The sequence below is a fragment of the Ureaplasma diversum NCTC 246 genome (assembly GCF_000731915.1).
In the GTDB taxonomy this organism is placed as follows: domain Bacteria; phylum Bacillota_I; class Bacilli_A; order Mycoplasmatales; family Mycoplasmoidaceae; genus Ureaplasma; species Ureaplasma diversum.
This window is the reverse complement of record NZ_JFDP01000024.1, coordinates 1-18,313: the sequence shown is the minus strand read 5'-3', so window position 1 is coordinate 18,313 and position 18,313 is coordinate 1. Positions and strand designations below refer to the sequence as shown.

General features: G+C 30.0%; 16 protein-coding genes and 1 tRNA gene. 5 read left to right on the top strand and 12 right to left on the bottom strand.

The genetic code is table 4. The features are described 5' to 3' along the window. Both UDIV_RS00990 and UDIV_RS00985 read right to left on the bottom strand, forming a co-directional pair. Nucleotides 1–1,483 (bottom strand): preprotein translocase subunit SecA (locus UDIV_RS00990; protein WP_038102008.1); only part of this gene is annotated, 1,483 nt, incomplete at its 3' end. A 15-nt stretch (nt 1,484–1,498) separates the two neighbouring features. Next, on the bottom strand, nt 1,499–2,398 hold the full coding sequence (locus tag UDIV_RS00985) for an ABC transporter ATP-binding protein (RefSeq protein WP_038102005.1): 900 nt from the start codon (nt 2,396–2,398) through the stop codon (nt 1,499–1,501). A 117-nt stretch (nt 2,399–2,515) separates the two neighbouring features. Between UDIV_RS00985 and tyrS the strand changes: the two genes are divergently transcribed. The 4 genes from tyrS to rplT all read left to right on the top strand — a co-directional run bounded on the left by tyrS (nt 2,516) and on the right by rplT (nt 5,124). Next, nucleotides 2,516–3,757 (top strand): tyrosine--tRNA ligase, encoded by a 1,242-nt coding sequence (gene tyrS, locus UDIV_RS00980; protein ID WP_038102002.1) that lies wholly within the window; start codon nt 2,516–2,518, stop codon nt 3,755–3,757. Nucleotides 3,758–3,949: 192 nt separating this feature from the next. Continuing rightward, nucleotides 3,950–4,510, top strand: a complete 561-nt coding sequence (infC, locus tag UDIV_RS00975) for a translation initiation factor IF-3 (protein ID WP_038101999.1) — start codon at nt 3,950–3,952, stop codon at nt 4,508–4,510. 17 nt (nt 4,511–4,527) lie between these two features. After that, nucleotides 4,528–4,722, top strand: coding sequence for a 50S ribosomal protein L35 (rpmI, locus tag UDIV_RS00970; protein WP_038101996.1), 195 nt, complete (start codon nt 4,528–4,530; stop codon nt 4,720–4,722). 36 nt (nt 4,723–4,758) lie between these two features. Further along, nucleotides 4,759–5,124 carry a 50S ribosomal protein L20 gene (gene rplT / locus UDIV_RS00965; RefSeq protein WP_038101994.1) on the top strand — a complete coding sequence of 122 codons (366 nt, stop codon included), beginning with the start codon at nt 4,759–4,761 and terminating at the stop codon, nt 5,122–5,124. Nucleotides 5,125–5,187: 63 nt separating this feature from the next. Here the strand turns inward: rplT and UDIV_RS00960 are convergent, their stop codons facing one another. Further along, nucleotides 5,188–8,952: a hypothetical protein gene (locus UDIV_RS00960; protein WP_038101992.1), complete on the bottom strand. Its 3,765-nt coding sequence runs from the start codon at nt 8,950–8,952 to the stop codon at nt 5,188–5,190. Nucleotides 8,953–9,302: 350 nt separating this feature from the next. Here UDIV_RS00960 and UDIV_RS00955 point away from each other — a divergent pair. Next, nucleotides 9,303–9,386: transfer RNA gene (locus tag UDIV_RS00955), tRNA-Leu, on the top strand. 67 nt (nt 9,387–9,453) lie between these two features. On the opposite strand, the gene UDIV_RS00950 is transcribed toward UDIV_RS00955, so the two are convergent. The 9 genes from UDIV_RS00950 to prfA form a co-directional block, all read right to left on the bottom strand. Continuing rightward, nucleotides 9,454–9,756: a sigma factor-like helix-turn-helix DNA-binding protein gene (locus tag UDIV_RS00950; RefSeq protein ID WP_038101989.1), complete on the bottom strand. Its 303-nt coding sequence runs from the start codon at nt 9,754–9,756 to the stop codon at nt 9,454–9,456. Continuing rightward, nucleotides 9,740–10,801: a signal recognition particle-docking protein FtsY gene (ftsY, locus tag UDIV_RS00945; protein ID WP_038101987.1), complete on the bottom strand. Its 1,062-nt coding sequence runs from the start codon at nt 10,799–10,801 to the stop codon at nt 9,740–9,742. Before ftsY ends, UDIV_RS00950 begins: the two co-directional genes overlap by 17 nt. 2 nt (nt 10,802–10,803) lie before the next feature. Next, entirely contained in the window at nt 10,804–13,752 is a 2,949-nt protein-coding gene (locus UDIV_RS00940; protein WP_038101985.1) for an AAA family ATPase, read from the bottom strand. A 172-nt stretch (nt 13,753–13,924) separates the two neighbouring features. Next, nucleotides 13,925–14,365 carry a PQ-loop repeat-containing protein gene (locus UDIV_RS00935; protein WP_051749375.1) on the bottom strand — a complete coding sequence of 147 codons (441 nt, stop codon included), beginning with the start codon at nt 14,363–14,365 and terminating at the stop codon, nt 13,925–13,927. A gap of 2 nt (nt 14,366–14,367) precedes the next feature. Then, nucleotides 14,368–14,937 (bottom strand): PQ-loop domain-containing transporter, encoded by a 570-nt coding sequence (locus UDIV_RS00930; RefSeq protein ID WP_231428072.1) that lies wholly within the window; start codon nt 14,935–14,937, stop codon nt 14,368–14,370. 228 nt (nt 14,938–15,165) lie between these two features. After that, on the bottom strand, nt 15,166–15,639 hold the full coding sequence (locus tag UDIV_RS00925) for an RpiB/LacA/LacB family sugar-phosphate isomerase (protein ID WP_038101980.1): 474 nt from the start codon (nt 15,637–15,639) through the stop codon (nt 15,166–15,168). Next, nucleotides 15,632–16,195, bottom strand: a complete 564-nt coding sequence (locus tag UDIV_RS00920; RefSeq protein WP_038101977.1) for an L-threonylcarbamoyladenylate synthase — start codon at nt 16,193–16,195, stop codon at nt 15,632–15,634. The genes UDIV_RS00925 and UDIV_RS00920 overlap by 8 nt, the downstream gene beginning before the upstream one ends. Before the next feature lie 2 nt (nt 16,196–16,197). Continuing rightward, on the bottom strand, nt 16,198–17,058 hold the full coding sequence (locus UDIV_RS00915) for a HemK/PrmC family methyltransferase (protein ID WP_038101975.1): 861 nt from the start codon (nt 17,056–17,058) through the stop codon (nt 16,198–16,200). Nucleotide 17,059: 1 nt separating this feature from the next. Next, nucleotides 17,060–18,139, bottom strand: a complete 1,080-nt coding sequence (prfA, locus tag UDIV_RS00910; RefSeq protein WP_038101970.1) for a peptide chain release factor 1 — start codon at nt 18,137–18,139, stop codon at nt 17,060–17,062. Between the last annotated feature and the right edge of the window lie 174 nt (nt 18,140–18,313).

Genomic DNA, 18,313 nt, shown 5'->3' with positions numbered 1-18,313 from the left:
TATCAGTTCCTCGCCCTGCCATATTAGTAGCAATTGTAACAGCTTTAAATTCACCAGCTTTAGCAATAATATCAGCTTCTCGTGCGTGGTTTTTAGCATTTAGAACTTCGTGTCTAATTCCAACTTTATCTAATAGTTGGTGAAGGGTTTCAGAGTCTGCAACTGATGATGTACCAATTAAAATTGGTTGACCAACTTCATTTCTTCTTATCACTTCAGCAATTACATATTTTCATTTAGTTCTTTTGTTATCAAATACATAATCAGGGTGATCGATCCGTGCAATTGGTTTATTGGTTGGAATTGTAACTACAACCATGTTATAGATGTTTAAGAATTCTTCAGATTCAGTAACCGCTGTTCCTGAAACTGCAGCTAGTTTTTTGTACAATCTAAATAATGATTGATATGTAATAGTAGCAACTGTTAAGTTTTCAGGTTCAATCTTAATTGATTCTTTAGCTTGAATCGCTTGTTGAAGACCAGCACTATAGCTACGTCCTTCCATGATCCGACCAGTTGACTGATCAACTAATGCTATTACTTCTTCACCTTCATCATTTTCTTTAACAATGTACTCACGCCCATTCATAAAAGTGAAATTAGCTCGTAAAGCATTAGTTGTTTTATGAATTAAATCAGAGTTTTCTAAGTTATAGTAATTATCTGTTTTAAAGTATTCTTGAGCTTTAGCTACACCACTTTCAGTTAAAGCTACAGCTTGTGATTCAGGATCTAATGTATAGTCTTCACTATCTAAAGTTTTAACAAACCGATCAGCTTTAATGTAGTTACCAATTTCTTCTTGGGGTTCACCAGAAATAATTAATGGTGTTCTAGCTTCATCAATTAAAACTGAATCACCCTCATCAACGATTGCAAAATATAAACCCCTTTGGACTTTACTATCATAGTTAGTAACCATGTTATCACGTAAATAATCAAAACCAAGTTCAGAGTTAGTTGTATAAGTAACATCACAATTATAATTAGCTCGTTTCTCATACTCACTCATACTTGCTTTAATTTGTCCAACAGACATATTTAAAAAGCTTAAAGCAGGTTCAGCAAAATCTGCTCCTACTTTAACTAAGTATTCATTAACAGTAACCATATGAACACCCTTTTTATAAAGGGCATTTAAATAAGCAACCAAAACTAATGTTAGAGTTTTTCCTTCTCCTGTCATCATTTCAGCAAAGTCACCAAAATAAACAATGATCGCTCCAATTAATTGGACACGATAAGCTTTTTTGTTGTGGACTCGATAAACTACTTCACGAATGATAGCAAGAGCTTCAATTAATTTATCATCTAAAGGATTATTATTTGCGACATATTCAACAATAGCATCAGAACGATTAACTAATTCTTGATCAGATAAAGCACCATATTCTTCTTCTAATGCAATTACTTCATCAGCTAAGTTTTTAGCACGCATTAGGATTCTGTTTTTAGGAGATACTTGCGAAAAAATATTCATGTTTAAATCCTTTTATTATTGATCTCACTTTAAATCATCAACACCCTTTGGATGTTCGTTTTTATATAGTTCAGCAATCTCACCATTACGAACCTTAATTACTAAAGTTCCTAACTCAGCAAAGATTGGGTTGTGCGTAACAATGATAACTGTTGTTTTTAGTTCTTTATTAACTTTAACAAACTCTTTTAAAATTACTTTAGACATTGTTTCATCAACAGCACCAGTTGGTTCATCCCCAAATAAAATAATCGGGTTTTTAGCTAATGCTCTTGCAATTGAAACACGTTGTTGTTGTCCCCCAGAAAGTTCATGTGGGAACTTTTTAGCATAATCTAACATTCCAACCGCATCAAGTGCTTTTGCAGGGTTAATTCGACGACTTTTATCAACTTGTAAGTCTGCCTCAATTTCTACATTTTCTTCAACAGTTAATGTTGGTAATAATCCATATTGTTGGAAAACAAAACCAATATTCTTTTTTCTGAATTCAGTTAGTTTGGTATGAGACATATTAATTAGTTGTTGATCACAAACCCGAACATCACCTTCAGTAGCTCGATCTAAACCAGACATAATATTCATTAAAGTCGTTTTTCCAGATCCTGATGGTCCTAGTATAATAACAAACTCACCACGTTTAATATCTAGATCAACACCCTTTAAAATATCATTGATTAAATATCCGTTTGTAAAGATCTTCTTAACCCCACGTAACTCAATAATATTGTTTGGATCACGCAAAGGCATATTGATTTCACCCTTGTGTTGTTGGTTAAGTTTATCAACTTCTTTGATCCGTTGTTTAATTTGTTTTTGTTCTTCTTTTGAAAGTTTTTTGAAATTAGACTTTTCGAGTTTTTTAGGATTAGATACAATTTCTGGTTGGTTATCTTGTGGTTTATTATCCTTCATAATTTCACCTCAACCGGTTAATGTTAAATGTTAAATTAAATTATAACCATTATTGCTTTAACTTAACCATTTAAAAATGTTTATAATTAATAATTAACAATGATTAAAGGAAACAATATGCATAAACTAATTAAAGAATTAAAAGAGCGTGGCTTAATTAATAATATTACAAATGAACAAAAACTAGAACAAGCACTAGCTAATGATAAAGCAATTTATATTGGTTTTGATCCAAGTGCAATTAGTTTACACTTAGGTAATTATGTTGCAATTAATGTTTTGCAATACTTTAAGGCTTATGGTATTAAAACCTATGTCATTTTAGGGGGAGCAACAGGGATGATTGGTGATCCTGGTGGTCGATCATCTGAACGAAACCTATTAGATGAAGCTACTCTTTTAAAAAATGTTGAAGGTATTAGTAAACAACTAACTGCTTTAACTCAGTCAACAATTATTAATAATTATGACTTTTATAAAGATATGAATTTTATGCACTTTTTAAGAGTAGCTGGGAAATTAATTAATGTTAATTATTTACTTGAAAAAGAAGTGATAGCTTCTCGTCTTGAAAGCGGGATTTCATTTACTGAATTTAGCTATAACTTAATCCAAGGATATGACTTTTTACAATTATATAATAACTATGATGTAAGTATTCAAGTTGGTGGCTCTGATCAATGGGGAAACATTACAACTGGAATTGAAATGATAAGAAAAAGTAATGGGGATGATAACACTGCTTGTGGAATTACCATCAACTTATTAACTAATTCAGAAGGGAAAAAGTTTGGTAAGTCTGAAAAAGGAGCTGTTTTTTTGGATGAAGAATTAACATCAGTTTATGAAATGTATCAATTCTTATTAAACCAACCAGATGCTGATGTTAAAAAACTACTTTTATTTACAACAAGATTACCATTAGATGAAATTGAACAAATAATGCTTGAGCATGAAACTAATAAAGGATTACGTTATGCTCAAAAAAGATTAGCAGAAACTGTTGTAGTTAATATTCATGGACAAGAAAAATACAATCAAGCAGTTCTTATTTCTCAAGCATTATTTAGTGGTAAATTAGATGAACTAAACCATGATGATTTTATCTTAGCTCTTAAGAATTTAGAAACAACACCAATTGAAGGTGATTCTATTAGTTTATTAGAATTATTAATAGCTGCTAATATTTCAACAAGTAATCGAATTAGTCGAGAATTAATCAGTAATGGATCAATTATGATTAATAATCAAAAGATTGTTGATAATGAGTTTGTTGTTAAAAAGATTGATGCATATGAACAACAATATACATTAATCAAAAAAGGAAAAAGAAATTATTACTTAGTGTTATGAAAGTAAATAGCACTAGCTTTTTATAATAAAATTTAGTATAATAATACCCGTATAAAGAAAGTAGTTTTTAACTCACCCGATTGCTCTTGAATGTAGTAATGGGTTTTAGCTTTAAGATTGAAAAACAACCTTAGCGGTTGTTTATATTTTGTTAATATGTTTCTTTATACAATTATAAGTTCAATATAGGAGCATTTAATGTACACACCAAAAAACCAAAATCAAACCAATGACGCTCGTAAAAACCAACAACCTTTAATTAATGAAAACATTAAGTTTAGAACGGTTGTGGTAATCGACGATAAGGGTGCTAATTTAGGTGAAATGGACCGAGCGAAAGCTTTAGAGCTAGCAGCTTCAAAAAACTTAGATCTTGTTTTAATTGCCAAAAAAGGTAAAGTACCTGTTACTAAGATCCTTGACTATGGCAAATTTAAATATGAGCAAAAGCGTAAACAAAAAGAATCAAAGAAAAACCAAACTATTATCAAAGTAAAAGAAATCAAGATCAAACCAACAATTGGTGATCATGATTTACAAGTTCGTGCTGAAAACGCAAAACGTTGATTAGCTGATAAAGATAATGTTAAGTTTGTAATTGAAGCTAGAGGTCGTATGAGCACTAAGGATGAGTTCATTGCTCAAGCTTATGAAAAATTCATTGATTTGATTAAAGACTATGGTCATGTTACGCAAGCTAACAAGCGTGTAAGTGTTTATAGATACGAAACCATTATTGAACCAATTAAAAATAAATAATGAAAGGATAAGGAACTATGGCTAAAATTAAACAAAAAACTAAACGTGCTGTTTCAAAACGTTTTAGTGTAACGAAAAGTGGTTTATTAAAACGTAAACACGCCTACCGTTCACACCTAGCTTTAGGAAGAAGTACAAAGGCTAAACGTCAACTTCGTAAAGATACACTTGTGCATGCATCTGATGTAAAAAGATTCAAGCAATGCCTTTAATTTAAGAATTTTTAATTTAAACAAGAGGAGATTTATATGAGAGTAAAAGGTGGAACAGTAACACGTAGACGACACAAACGTTGATTAGATAAAGCTGAAGGTTCATGAGGAACACGACATACATCTTTTAGAATTGCTCGTCAAACAGTAATTCGTGCTGCTGAATATGCTTACAGAGACCGTCGTAACAAAAAACGTGATTTCAGAAAATTATGAATTGCTCGTATCAATGCAGCAGTTCGTGAATTAGGATATACTTACTCACAATTTATGAACGCTTTAGTAAAAGCTAATGTAGTTACTAAAGATGGTCAAGGTTTAAACCGTAAAATGTTATCTGAATTAGCAATCAACAACCACGATGAATTTGTTAAATTAGTTAACAGCGTAATGAAGAAATAATTCATTAACAAATAAATTTATATAATTAAAAACCACTTCGATAACGGAGTGGTTTTTTGTTTGCTATACTGGTAGATGTGGAAGTATATTATAAATATTTTTATGATCGTCTAAAGTATATTGAACTCTCTTATCATACAATTTATCAATTAATAATCTTAATACTGCTCGCTGTCTATCATCAGCTGGAACTGCGGTAAATGTTGCTAATCATTGTGCAACATCTTCTTCATATTTAGCAAGGAAGCTAAGACCTTTTATTTCAACTCTAGCATTAGGATCTTTTAGTTTAATTCTAAAAGTTACAGTAGCATAGTGATTATCATGATATGTTATGTTTAGCTTACTTAAAATGTTATTTTTGTGGAATAAGTATGATGTTATTTTTCCGTTCTCTGAAAGGAAAACAGCAAATGTAGCATTTTTGTTTTCTAGTTCATTACGGATATATTTTGATGGGTCAATAAATCTAAGACTAAACTGAATTTCTGTATTTCCGCTAACTCTATAAGCATTAACATTATCATATTTAGCTAATAAACTAGGAACTACAAAACTTTCGCTTGTATTAATAAATTTATATTTCTTATCTTTTCCATCAGTATAGAATGAAACATTTTTAATATTGTATGTTGTTGGTTTGTCATGTTCCTTGTATTGAATTGGAGTCAAATTATCTGCAAGATTACTTTTGAATTTTTTACCATTTCTTGCATCTCTCTTTAACTCAATTAAACGATCACCAAAAGGAGTTTGAATAGTTACTCAAATTCTAGGTATTTGTGTTTCTCTTGATAATTCTACTTCTAATTCACCGCCAACACGACCACTAATGTTTCCTAATGGTTTTGTGCTATCAGTACTTCTGTCATTTGCAGGAATTTGTTTGTGAATTTCATAAGTTCGCACATCTACAACTCTTATAGAGTTTGCTATTTGCTCATTCTTATTAGTTATTTCTTCATTTATTTTACTGATTGAGTTAAACGCTTTATCAGCATCATTTCTACCAACAATACCATCGATTCTATTTTTAATTGAATTATATTCTTGTTGAGAAAGAAGAACTTTATTATCATTTAATTTATAGTTAGAAAGATATTTTTTATTTTTAAGAATATTTTGGTTTTCTTGTGCTAATTTATCAGCTTCTGTTTTAATATCGTTTAATTTTTTAGTAATTTCGTTTTCTTTGTTATGATCACTTTGTAAAGATTCAATTTCTCTTTTTAATCGATCTTTTTCATTACTTGTAAGGAAGCTATCAGCCAGATGTTTTCTAGTAGCTTCTTTAGCTTTATTAATTCGCTGAATAATAGCTTGTATTCTTGCTTTTTCTTCGGCTTCTTTTTTTCTTTGAGCGTCAATTTCTCTTTGTTTTCGTTCTTCTTCTAAACGTTTAAGTTTTTCTTTTTCTTCAAGGATTCGTTTTTCTTCAGCTAACTTACGATTTAATTCTTCTTGTCGTTTTTTCTCTTCAGCAATTTGTCTTTGGCGAGCAAGTTCAGCTTCTCTTCGTTTTCTTTCATCCTCTTCTTCTCTTTTTTGTCTAGCAATTAATTCTTCTTTTCTTCTAGCTTGCAGATTTTTAGTGTTTTGTTCTTCTGCTTGAGCTAGCAATTCATCTAGCTTTTTAGTGTTATCAATATTATTGTGCTGATTAATTAATATTTTAAATTTATCTTGTTCTTCTTTTGACAGTTCTGATAATTTAGATATAGCATCAGAAATTGTTTCTTTTTTCTTGTTTAATTCGTTAGTTTTCTTTTCTTTTTCTTGTTGTTCACGTAAAGCTATCTGTCTTCTTTTTTCTTCTTGTTCTTTTTGCTCTCTTAGTTTTTGCTCACGCTCTAATTGCTGCTTTTTAAGTAGTGCTTCTTTTTCTTTAGCAGCACGTTGTTGTCTTAAGATAGCTTCTTGTGCTTCTTTATCTTTAACTGCTCTTTCTAAAGCAACTCTAGCTGCTGCAGCTTCTGTTTCTTTTCTTTGTCTCTCTTCTTCAGCGCGTTTTTGTTCTTCAACTTTTTTACGCTCAGTTTCGATTCTGATTCGTTCTTGTTTAGCAATCAATTCTTCTTGAGCTTTTTGACGTGCAGCTTCTTCAGCTTTTCTTAACTCTTCTTGTCGTTTTCTCTCTTCAGCTTGTAGTATTGCTTCTTGTTCTTTTTTCTTTAACTCTTCTTGTTCACGCTTTTTAGCTAATTCTTCAGCTTCTTTTTTTCTTAAGAGTTCAGCAAGGGCTTCAGCTTCTTTTCTAAGTCGTTCTTTTTCTTTTTCAAGTGCTTGTAATTCTTCTTGCTCTTGAATTTTTTGTTTAAGCTCTAATTCTTGTCTTTTAGCTTCTTCTTGTAACTTCTTGATTTTTTCAAGCCGTTCTTTTTCTTCTTGTTCTTTTTTGATTCGTTCTTGCTCAGCTAATCTTTTCTCTTCTTCAGCTTTTAGACGTTCTTCTTCAAGTCGTTTTGCTTCTTCTTCAGCTTTTCGTTTAGCTTCTTTTTCTGCATTTTCACGATTAATAACTTCTTGAATTAATCGTTGTTTTTCTTCTTCAAGCCGACGAATTTCAGCTTCAATTATTGACTTAGCATCTTCTTCGATTTTTAGTTTGATCGCTTCATCACTTTGTTCTTGTGTTTTATCAGCAGTTTTAGGTTCAGGAGCTTTTTCTTTTTCTTCTGGTTTTGATGATTTTGGTTCTGGTTTTTCTTGTTGTTTGTTTCTAGCTTCTTCTAGTTCTTTTTCTAGTTTAATTCGATCAGCTATTTCTTGGTCTGATTCTTTTTCAGGTTTAACAGTTTCAACTTTTTCAGTTTCAACAAAATCCCGATCTTTAACTTTTGATGGAAGCTCAGCTGAAAAAGTATCCTGAGTAATATTAGTTTTACCAACTAAAAGCTCAGAATTTACATTTGAACCACTATGATCATTAATTGCTTGAGAATTAGATGAACCAACTTCTGGTGAATCTAATTCTAATGATGAAGATTTATCTTGAATAACACTAGTTTGTTGATTTTGTTTACTTTTAGGTTCATATTTTAAAAGGATTGGTCGATCAACAGAATCCTTTTCTACTTCAGATCTTGAATTACCTTGAACATTAATTCTTCCATCGTTAACTAAATCATAAGGGTTAACTATTGCAGTTGGAATTTTTTCATCTAAAGTAACACGAATAATTTGGTATTCAATTGTTTTAATTAAACTAGAAGCATTAGCAACAATATTACCTTTTTGATCAACAATTCCTTTAATATCTACTTGTTTTCCATCAAGTGCACTAACTAAACTAACTCTTATTTGATGATTAATGAAATTGTGATCATTACTACCAATTATAAGTGTTCCCAATCCTTTGTTTAGTTCATTTGGTATTAGTTGAACAAAAATAGGTTTAACTATTTCTTGTTTTTGTTGATCAGTTAAATCTTTAGCTGTGATTATTTTTTGATTAGTAATTGGATCAATAATATGATCTAATTGATATATACCAGGGTTTGGTAAATCAGCTGTACTTATACTAGCTAATCCGTTAGCATTTGTAAATGAGATGATTTGATAATTCTTAACTTCTTTTTGTGACTTGTCTAAAAAAACAGCAATTACACGCTTGTTTGCATATTGCTTTTTGTCTAGTTGAACATATATCAATTTACTCCCAGTTGCTAAGTACTGGTTTGATTGTTCTAAGCTATGTTGTTTAGAATTATAAATTTGAGATCTGTTATTAAGTCCAATTCCAAGTCCTATTCCAAGAGCAACTGAAGATATTAATCCTGCACTTGTAGTAGCTTTGATAATAACACTCTTTTTCTTATTTATTTTCATATTAACATCTCCTTTTTGTTGTATTAACAACTCCAACGGATAATTTCATATATTTTAATAAAACCATTTATGAATATATAAAAACAAATAAACACTTATAATTTGAAGTGTAATAATGTTTAAAGTTAATAGTTAAATTAAGATATAGTTTTCATTAAATGTTTATGTTCGATAAATAATATTAAAATATTTATAATATTTACAATGTACTCATTATTTTAACTCATTTAACATATAAATTAACAAAATACTTATACTATGTAAACATATGATGTTTAAATAATTAGTACATTTTATTAATTAGTATTGATTTAGTTTACTAAAAAGAGTAAAATTATTAAATATAAAAAGCACTCGTGGTGGAATGGTAGACACGCTAGACTAAGGATCTAGTGCTTAATCGCATAAGAGTTCAAGTCTCTTCGAGTGCACCATTAAGATATTTAAAAAATAACACAGCAATGTGTTATTTTTTCTTTGTTTATAAATGTATTATTTCTATTAATCAAGCTCTTTTAGTTTAGCTACTAGTTCTTTATCTTCTATTGTTAAATATAGTTGTTCTCGTTTCATTCTTTTAATAGTTAGATTTAAAGCAGCTTCATACTTTAATAATAGTTTTTTAACTTTTTCAACACCATCAAAAGCTGCAGCTTTTGATACATTAAGATGTTCAGCTATTTCAGTAAAAGAGAGATCATCAAAGAAGTGTAAACGGAAGTATTCTACTTGTCTTTTTGTTAATAAGTTGAAATATGAATCAAATAGTTCGATTCAATATAGTAGATTATCTAGTGTTTGCATCTGTGTTGATACCTTTGATCATTCCATCAACAAATAACTCTAAGTCAAAAACACTTAAATCATTAATTGATTCACCTAAACCAATTAATTTAACAGGGATATTAAATGCATCTTTAATTGCTAATACAATCCCACCCCGGCTTGTTGAATCCATTTTAGTTAAAACAATTCCTGAGATCTGAGCAGCTTCATTAAATGCTTTAGCTTGGTTAATACCAGATTGACCAAGGGTTGCATCTAATACTAATAAAGTTTCATGAGGTGCAGTTGGATCAAATTTATGAATTACATCATGAATTTTCTTTAGTTCATTCATTAGATTAGTTTTATTTTGTAATCTTCCAGAAGTATCACAAATTACTAAATCATATTTTTGTTCATAACCCTTTTTAACCCCAGCATAAATTACTGAAGCTGGATCTTGTCCTTCTTTTGATGGAAGTTCAATATCAACATTAAGTCGGTTAGCTCAAACTGTAAGTTGTTCAACAGCGCCTGCTCTAAAAGTATCCCCAGCTACTAATAAAACTTTTTTGTTTTCATCAACAAATTTCTTAGTAATTTTAGCAATTGATGTAGTTTTACCAACACCATTTACCCCAACCACTAAAACTACATTAGTACGGTTAGTTTCTAAGTTGATATCAGTACTAATAGTTGTATCTTGGATGTAATATAAAAAGATTTTATCAATAATAATTTGTTTGATTAATTCAGGATTATCAACTTTTTGATAAAGCATTTCGTTTTTAATTGCATCAATGATTTTAGTTGTAGCTACATATCCAACATCATAACCAATTAATGATTCTTCAAGTGATTCATATCATTGATCATTAATTTCAATGAAATTATGAGCTAATTCATTAATAGCATTAGCAAGGGTTGATGATGATTTACGTAATCCTGCATCAAACTTTTGACTAGAATCACTTTCAAGTTTTAAGATCCGTTGTTCTTCAAGCTTGGTTGCAATCTGTTCAACTTTTTCTTCAACATCTTTTTTACCGCGAATTTTGTTTCATAATTTTTTAAAAAAACCCATAACTAATTGATTTCGCTTTCGTATTTAATTTTTGCATCCTTAAGATCAATTTCAAGCAATGATGTAATACCATTGTTCATCATTGTCGTACCAACTAAACGACCACAAGCTTTCATTGTTCCTTCACGGTGTGTAATAATTAAGAATTGAGTATTATCACTATATTTTTCAATAATCTTTGAGAACTTATCAACATTGCTTACATCAAGTGCAGCTTCAGCTTCATCTAAGATTACTAATGGGAAGTTAGCAATTTTTAAGATTGAGAATAGTACTGCTAAAACAACAAGTGTTTTTTCTCCCCCTGATAAAGCATTTAATTTAACATTTTTCTTAGAAGGTGGATTAGCAAAGATTTCAATTCCTGATTCTAAAATATTATTACTATCTTCTAAAGCAACAGCACATGAACCACCATTAAATAGATATTGGAAAATCTCAGGTAATAGTTTGTTTGTTTCATTGATAATATGCATAAAATCAGCTCTTGCTTTTTTATCAAGTTCAGCAATTGTTGATCTAATTGCTTCAACAGCTTGTGTAGCTTGATCAAATTCAGCTTGTTTTAGATCAAACTCTTTTTGTTTTTCTTCATATTCAGCTAAGGCATTTAAATTAATGTTTTTGAACTGAGCTAAGTCTGTTTTTAGATTTTCAATTCTAAAGTTAGCTTGAGCTTCTGATAATTCTAATTCTTTATTAGCATAAAGTTCTGTTGCATATTCAACAGTCATTTCATAGTTTTCAACAATTCGTGAAGCAGCATTATTAATGCTTAAATCTAGTTTTTCTAAATTCATCTTATTAATTGTTGAATCATTATTAAGTTTATCAAACTTTGTTTTTAGTGTTTCAAAAGCTTCTTCTTTACTTCTTTGTAATTTTAAGAAGTCATTAGCATTATTTCTTGCCACTAACATTTGTTGTTCTAAATCTTTAATTTGTTGATTCTTATTAGCAACAACTAAGTTTAAATCATCAATTTTAACTTTTGCTGAATCTGGATCAAAAGCCTTAGTTGATAAAGAGTTATAGTTAGCAATATTGTTGTTTCTTAATTCTTTAGTACTTATGATCTTACCTTCAATTGAAGCAAGTTGGGTTTGGTGAATATTGATTTGGTTTTGAATAGAGATATTATTAGTTTGAATAGTATTAAGTTGGCTTTGTTGACTGATTAAATTATTATTAACTTGATCATATTTAGAAGAGATATTAGCTAATTCTTCTTCTAAGTTAATAATAATTTTTTTATGATTAGAAGAACCACCCTGAATAGCTCCCCCTGCAAAAACGATTTCACCTTCTAAAGTTACTACTTTATAGTTTTTATAAGTGTATTCACTTAAAACTGCTGCAGCATTTATATCTTCTGCAATAATGATGTTTCCTAATAGGTTTTGAATACAAATATTATATTCATTTTTGATTTTAACTAAACTACTAGCAACTCCAACATAACCTTTTAAGGTTTTAAGAGCATCAATAAATTCTGGTTTAATTGTTTTAGCTACTAAGTTTTCAACAGGTAAAAAAGTAGCTGATCCAGCATTATTTTTCTTTAAGAATTCTACGCAATTAATAGCTACGTTATTATTACGTACAATAATATTATTAATTGCTTTACCAAGTGCAGTTGTAATTGCTAGTTCGTGATCTTTATGAGTTTTAATGTTATCAAGTACAGTACCATAAACTCCAGGTAAAGCATTTTTAGTATCAACTATTGCTTTAACTCCTCGATCATAACTACTTCGACTATTAATTTCAGCTTCTAAATATTCTTTAGCTGTTTTTAGTTTGTTTAATTCACTACTTAGGTTTTGAACAGATTTTGTTAATGAACTAATTTGTTCATAGTTTTTTGTATGAGTAGTTTGTAGATTAGCTACTTCTTGTTTATGTTTTGTTTGTTGTTGATCTAAATCGTTTAAATCAAAATCATTTTTTGCAATTAATTGTTGATATGCATCTAAACGTTCTTGAGCGGTTTTAGCATTAATAGCTGCATTTTCAATATCACTAACAAGAGCATGTAATTGATCAGCTGCATGTTTGCTTTCATTTTCAAGATTACTTTTTTGATTATATAAATCATTTCACATATTATTGAAATGATCATATTGATCTCTAATTTCTTGAATTGAATTTTTTTCAACTTCAACTTGTGGCCTAATTAATTCTAATTCTTTATCATTATTAGCTAGTTGGTCTTTGATTTGTGATACCACTTTTTGTCAGTGGGTGATATTTCTTGTTAAGATAGTTAACTCTAGTTCAGTTAATTCGTTTTTAATTCGTTTGTATTCTTCAAATCGTTGTGCTTGGTGTTTTAGTTTAGCTAATTCTTTTTGTGTAATTGCAAGTGTATCTGCAATTCGGTTTAAGTTTTCGTTTGCTTTATCAAGTGCGTTGTTGGCTTCATGTTTCTTTTTTGTATATCGACCAATTCCTGCAGCTTCTTCAAAAACTTTACGACGTTCAGCTGGTTTAGCTTCAGCAAATCAAGCAACAGCTCCTTGGTTAATAATTCCTAATGAACCTTTAGATAGTCCGCTATCTAAAAACATTTCAATAACATCTTTTAAACGGACAACTTGATCATTAATAAAATAGCTACTTTCATCAGTTTTAGTATTAACAATTCTAGTAACTTTAATTTCTTGTTCTTCAGATTTAAGAATCTGATTAACATTATTAAAATATAAACTAACCTTAGCGACAGTTGCTTTAGGTGTGTATCTACTTCCTGCATACAATAAATCGTTTTTGTGTCCACGCAACGTTTTAGATGATTGCTCTCCAATCACTCATTTTAGTGCGTCAACAACATTTGATTTACCAGTTCCATTAGGTCCGATGATACCAGTCATTGGATGTTTAAACTCAACACTAATCGGCTCACCAAACGATTTAAATCCAACTGCTTCAAACTTTTTTAGAAATATCATAAATATGCTAATCCTTAATATATAAGTGTTTTTACTCACTAACTTAAATTATAAGAAAGTTTAGTAAAAATATCTTATTTATATTGTTTTATCAAAGATAAATAAAAATAACAAGCAACTAATTGCCTGTTATTTTATTCTTGATTTTATATGTGTTTAATTTGTATTGTGATTACTTAATTGGGTAGTTGATGTTGTTGTATTCAACTTCACTCATGTTTGCTTTTCTTGCACGTGAACGGTTCACAAGTTTGAAGATAAGTACGATTGTACTTAATAAACATGATAATGTTTCTGATAACGCAACAAGGATGAAACCACCAACGTTAACAGATACCCCTAATCAAGCGAAGACACCTAATAATCCTAGCCCGATAACAGTAATAATTCACATTAATACAGATAAACTTTCAGTTCTTTTTGAACGAAGAATTTGGATTACAACTGGAATGAATGCAACGAATACTAATACCGCACCCATAACTTGGAAAGCAACCCCTCATTCAGAAGTTGGTCATCCATAACGACTAGCAGATTCAGCAAGTTTAGCACCATCTAAACCATCTACATCTGCCGCTTTAGCTAATGTAAAAGCTTGTAATTCACTTAACATAACTAGTTAGCCCCCTTTGTTTTTAAGTTTAATGAAGGCTTAACGATTTTTTCGTAGTAATCAGCTTCGCTCATTCCATTTTGTTTTGCTTTTTTCATGTTTGATAATTTTAAGAATGCAACAATGAATGAAGTTGTAGCACATAAGAATTCACAGAAGATTAAGAAGATACCAGGAATTAAGTATCCAGCTACTCATTCAGAATTGTTTAGAACGTATTCTCCACTCTTAGTCATTAAGTAGCTTTCTCCGTTTTGAATTAAGAATGCTGCAGAGTTTGGATTAACAGCAACTAATCCAATACCATAAATTGTTAAGAATACTGTCGCAACCCCTGTAATGAAGAATAAAGCAAAGTTAACAGTAACTGTATCTCTATCTTTTAAAGTCTTGATTGTTTGTGGTAAGGCACTAAACCCAATAACTAGAGTACCAATTACTGAGAAAACAGCAATGGCAATACTAATTCCGCTTGCAGATACATCTGATTGACTGATTTCTGTTAATTCGCCTCATTTACCTTCTAAAGCGACTTTGTCAGAAGCAGCTGCCCCATTAAACAATTCAGACACTACGTAACCTAATGATGACATAATGTTTAATCTCTTTTCATATTGATATTTAATTATAAGACATATATTGCAATTAAATGATACAACAAAAAAGAGACAAATTTTGCAAAAAACCAACAAAAAAATAAAAAAATGTGCTTATTTTCTTGGCACATTAGTTTCATAATCTGATTTATTTATAATTGCTAGATTTGTGATTAAATAAAATCTATTTATACAAGTTTTTATTTACTTCTTGTGTTTTTGTTCGTATTCACTAATTAGATCAATTCGTTTTTGGTGACGATCACCAGCAAACTTAGCTTCTAAGAAATGATCTAACATAGAAAGAATTTGATCTAATGAGTTAGTTCTAGCTCCAAGTGAGATAACATTAGCATTATTATGTTCTTTAGCAAGGGTTGCACTAATATCATCATAAACTAAAGCAACCCGACTATTAGCTACTTTGCTTGCCGCCATACTCATCCCAATACCTGTTCCACAAACTAAAACGCCAACTGGTTGATTTTGGTTAGTTTCATTTTCAACTACTTTTTTAGAAACGGCAAATGCATAATCTGGATAATTAACAGATCCATCTTCTTGATTAGCTCCAAGATCAACTACTTCATAACCTTTATTTTTAAGATGGTTAATAATTTGATCTTTATATTCATATCCAGCATGATCGTTAGCAAAATAAATATATTTCTTATCCATTATTATTTCCTTCTTTATTTTCTTTTAGTTCTTTAAGGAATGATTCAACAAGTTCGATATTAGCACCTTTGCGTACATATTCTCATTTATCAATATCAATGATTGTACTTGGACTTGATAATGTTTGTTGTCCTTCAACATACATTAATCGACTATTTGCTCCAAATACAAAGATTGCTTCTTTATGGTTTTTAACTGGTTCTTCGCCTGAAATATTAGCACTACTACAATATAATGGACCTAATTTTTCAACAAGTTTAATGATCGTTGGAACATTAGGCATTCGATAGCTTTCATTATCTTTAATGATCGTAACTGTTCCTGGTCAAACTAAATCTAAGAATTGTTCTTGTTCAACAGTTAGATCGCCTAATAAATCATAATTGGCTACAAACCTTACTAGTTTTTTGTTAGCATCTCTTTTTTTAATATTATAGATAACTTCTTTGTTTTTAGCTAATAAGCCGATAACAGTATCAGTGGGGATAAGCACACAATGGTTTTTAACTAAAGCATCATAGATGGCATTTAAATCAGACAATTTATATATTTTCATAATTATTTAAGGTTTGTTAATACTAATATTCTATCAATGTTATTATAATCCTTTATAAAGTAGTAATAATAAGAAACATTTTTTTGTTTAAGTAGTTGAATAAGAAGTGGTTTTTGATCAAAACCAATTTCAAAGATGATTACAAAATCAGGATTTACTATTTGATCAATATGATCAATAATCAACTCATAAAAGCTTAAACCATTTTCACTATCAAAATCAACTAAGGCTTGGATTGGATCATTTTTAGTTAGTGATTCTTCAAGTTGATATGATTGAGTAATGTATGGAGGATTACATACAATCAAATCATATTTAGTTGTTTTATTTTGTTTTAAATACTGTTTTAAATCAGTATGGATTAAATTGATATTTAGATTGTGATATAAAGCATTGAGTTTGATGTTTTCAGTTGCTGTATGATCATACTCTAAACAAGTTAAATCAATATCTGGGTGTGCTTTTTTTAAGCTTAAACCAACAGCTCCTGTCCCTGCACAAAAATCAGCAACCTTTTTAATACTATTATATTTAGTAAGATAAGTTAGTGCTTCTTGAACAAGTAGTTCAGTTTCAGATCGAAAAATAAAAACACTTGGTAGAACAAAGAATTTAGTTTTTAGAAAATAATCAAAACCAAAGACTCTAGCAAATGGTTGGTTATTAATACTAAAAGCTTCTATAGTTTGTTGATATTTAGCAATTATTTGTTCACTAACATCATTATTTCTTAATTTCATATATTGATCATAATCATTAATATGAAAATCAATAGTAAATAATGTTTTATATGCTAAATTAGGATCTAAATTAGAATCATTAAGCTTTTTGTAACCATATGCTATTAATTGTTCATAAGTCATATTAAATCCCTAAGTTTGTCATTAAACTTGCTTGTTCTTCGGTAATTAAGGCTTGAATGATTTCATCAATATCACCTAACATGATTTGATCAAGCTTGTTTAAAGTTAAACCGATGCGGTGATCTGTTACACGGTTTTGTGGATAGTTGTAAGTTCTTATTTTCTCACTTCGATCCCCTGTTCCAACCTGGTTTTTACGCATATTAGCAAACTCACTATTAGCACGTTCTTGTTCAGCTTCTCAAAGTTTAGAACGAAGCATTTTCATAGCTGTTTCTCGGTTTTCAATTTGTGATTTACCTTCTTGACAAGCAACAACAAATCCAGTTGGTATATGCGTAATTCGCACAGCTGATTCAGTTCGGTTAACGTGCTGACCCCCAGCTCCTGAAGCTCGATATGTATCAATTCTTAAATCAGATGGGTTGATCACAATATCAACTTCATCTTGTTCAGGTAAAACAGCAACTGTAATTGTTGAAGTATGAACTCTTCCTTTTGATTCAGTAGCTGGAACTCGTTGCACACGGTGTACTCCTGATTCAAATTTCATTCGCGAATAAACTTCTTCTCCTGAAATCATAAAACTTATAAAACTATAACCAACAGATGATGGAACTAGTTCAATAATTTTCATTTTTCAATTATGTGATTCTGCATACGCTCGATATGTATCAAACAAGTTTCCAACAAAGATTGAAGACTCATCTCCCCCTGCAGCTGGTCGCATTTCAACAATCACATTCTTATCATCATTACTATCAGTTGGTAATAATAAGATCTTAAGATCGTTTTCAAGGGTTGGAATTTTTTCTTTAGCATCATTTAATTCAAGTTGAGCTAATTCTAAAAGTTCATCATCCTTTTCATTAGCAAGCATTTGTTCAGCATCTAATCCACTTTGAATCGTTTTTTCATAAACACTAAAAACTTCAGCAACCTTTGATGTTTTTTTAAGTTGGATATTAATTTCTTTTACACGTTTAAAATCTGAAGCACAAGTTTCTAATTCTTGTTTTAGTTCAGTGTCTTTAAGTGTTACCTTTTTAACAGCATCAAATAATTTCTTATTATATTCCATGTTTAATAATCCTTTAAAAGATAAAAATAACAGACGGATTTGCCTGTTATTTGAATACTAATTCCTGTTTAGTTAGCAGTATTAATCCTGGCAAATTCCTATTAGATCATTAATAGTAAATAGCAAGATTAACTAACTATAAAGCACTTAAACCTGGACGTGGTTTAGACTTAC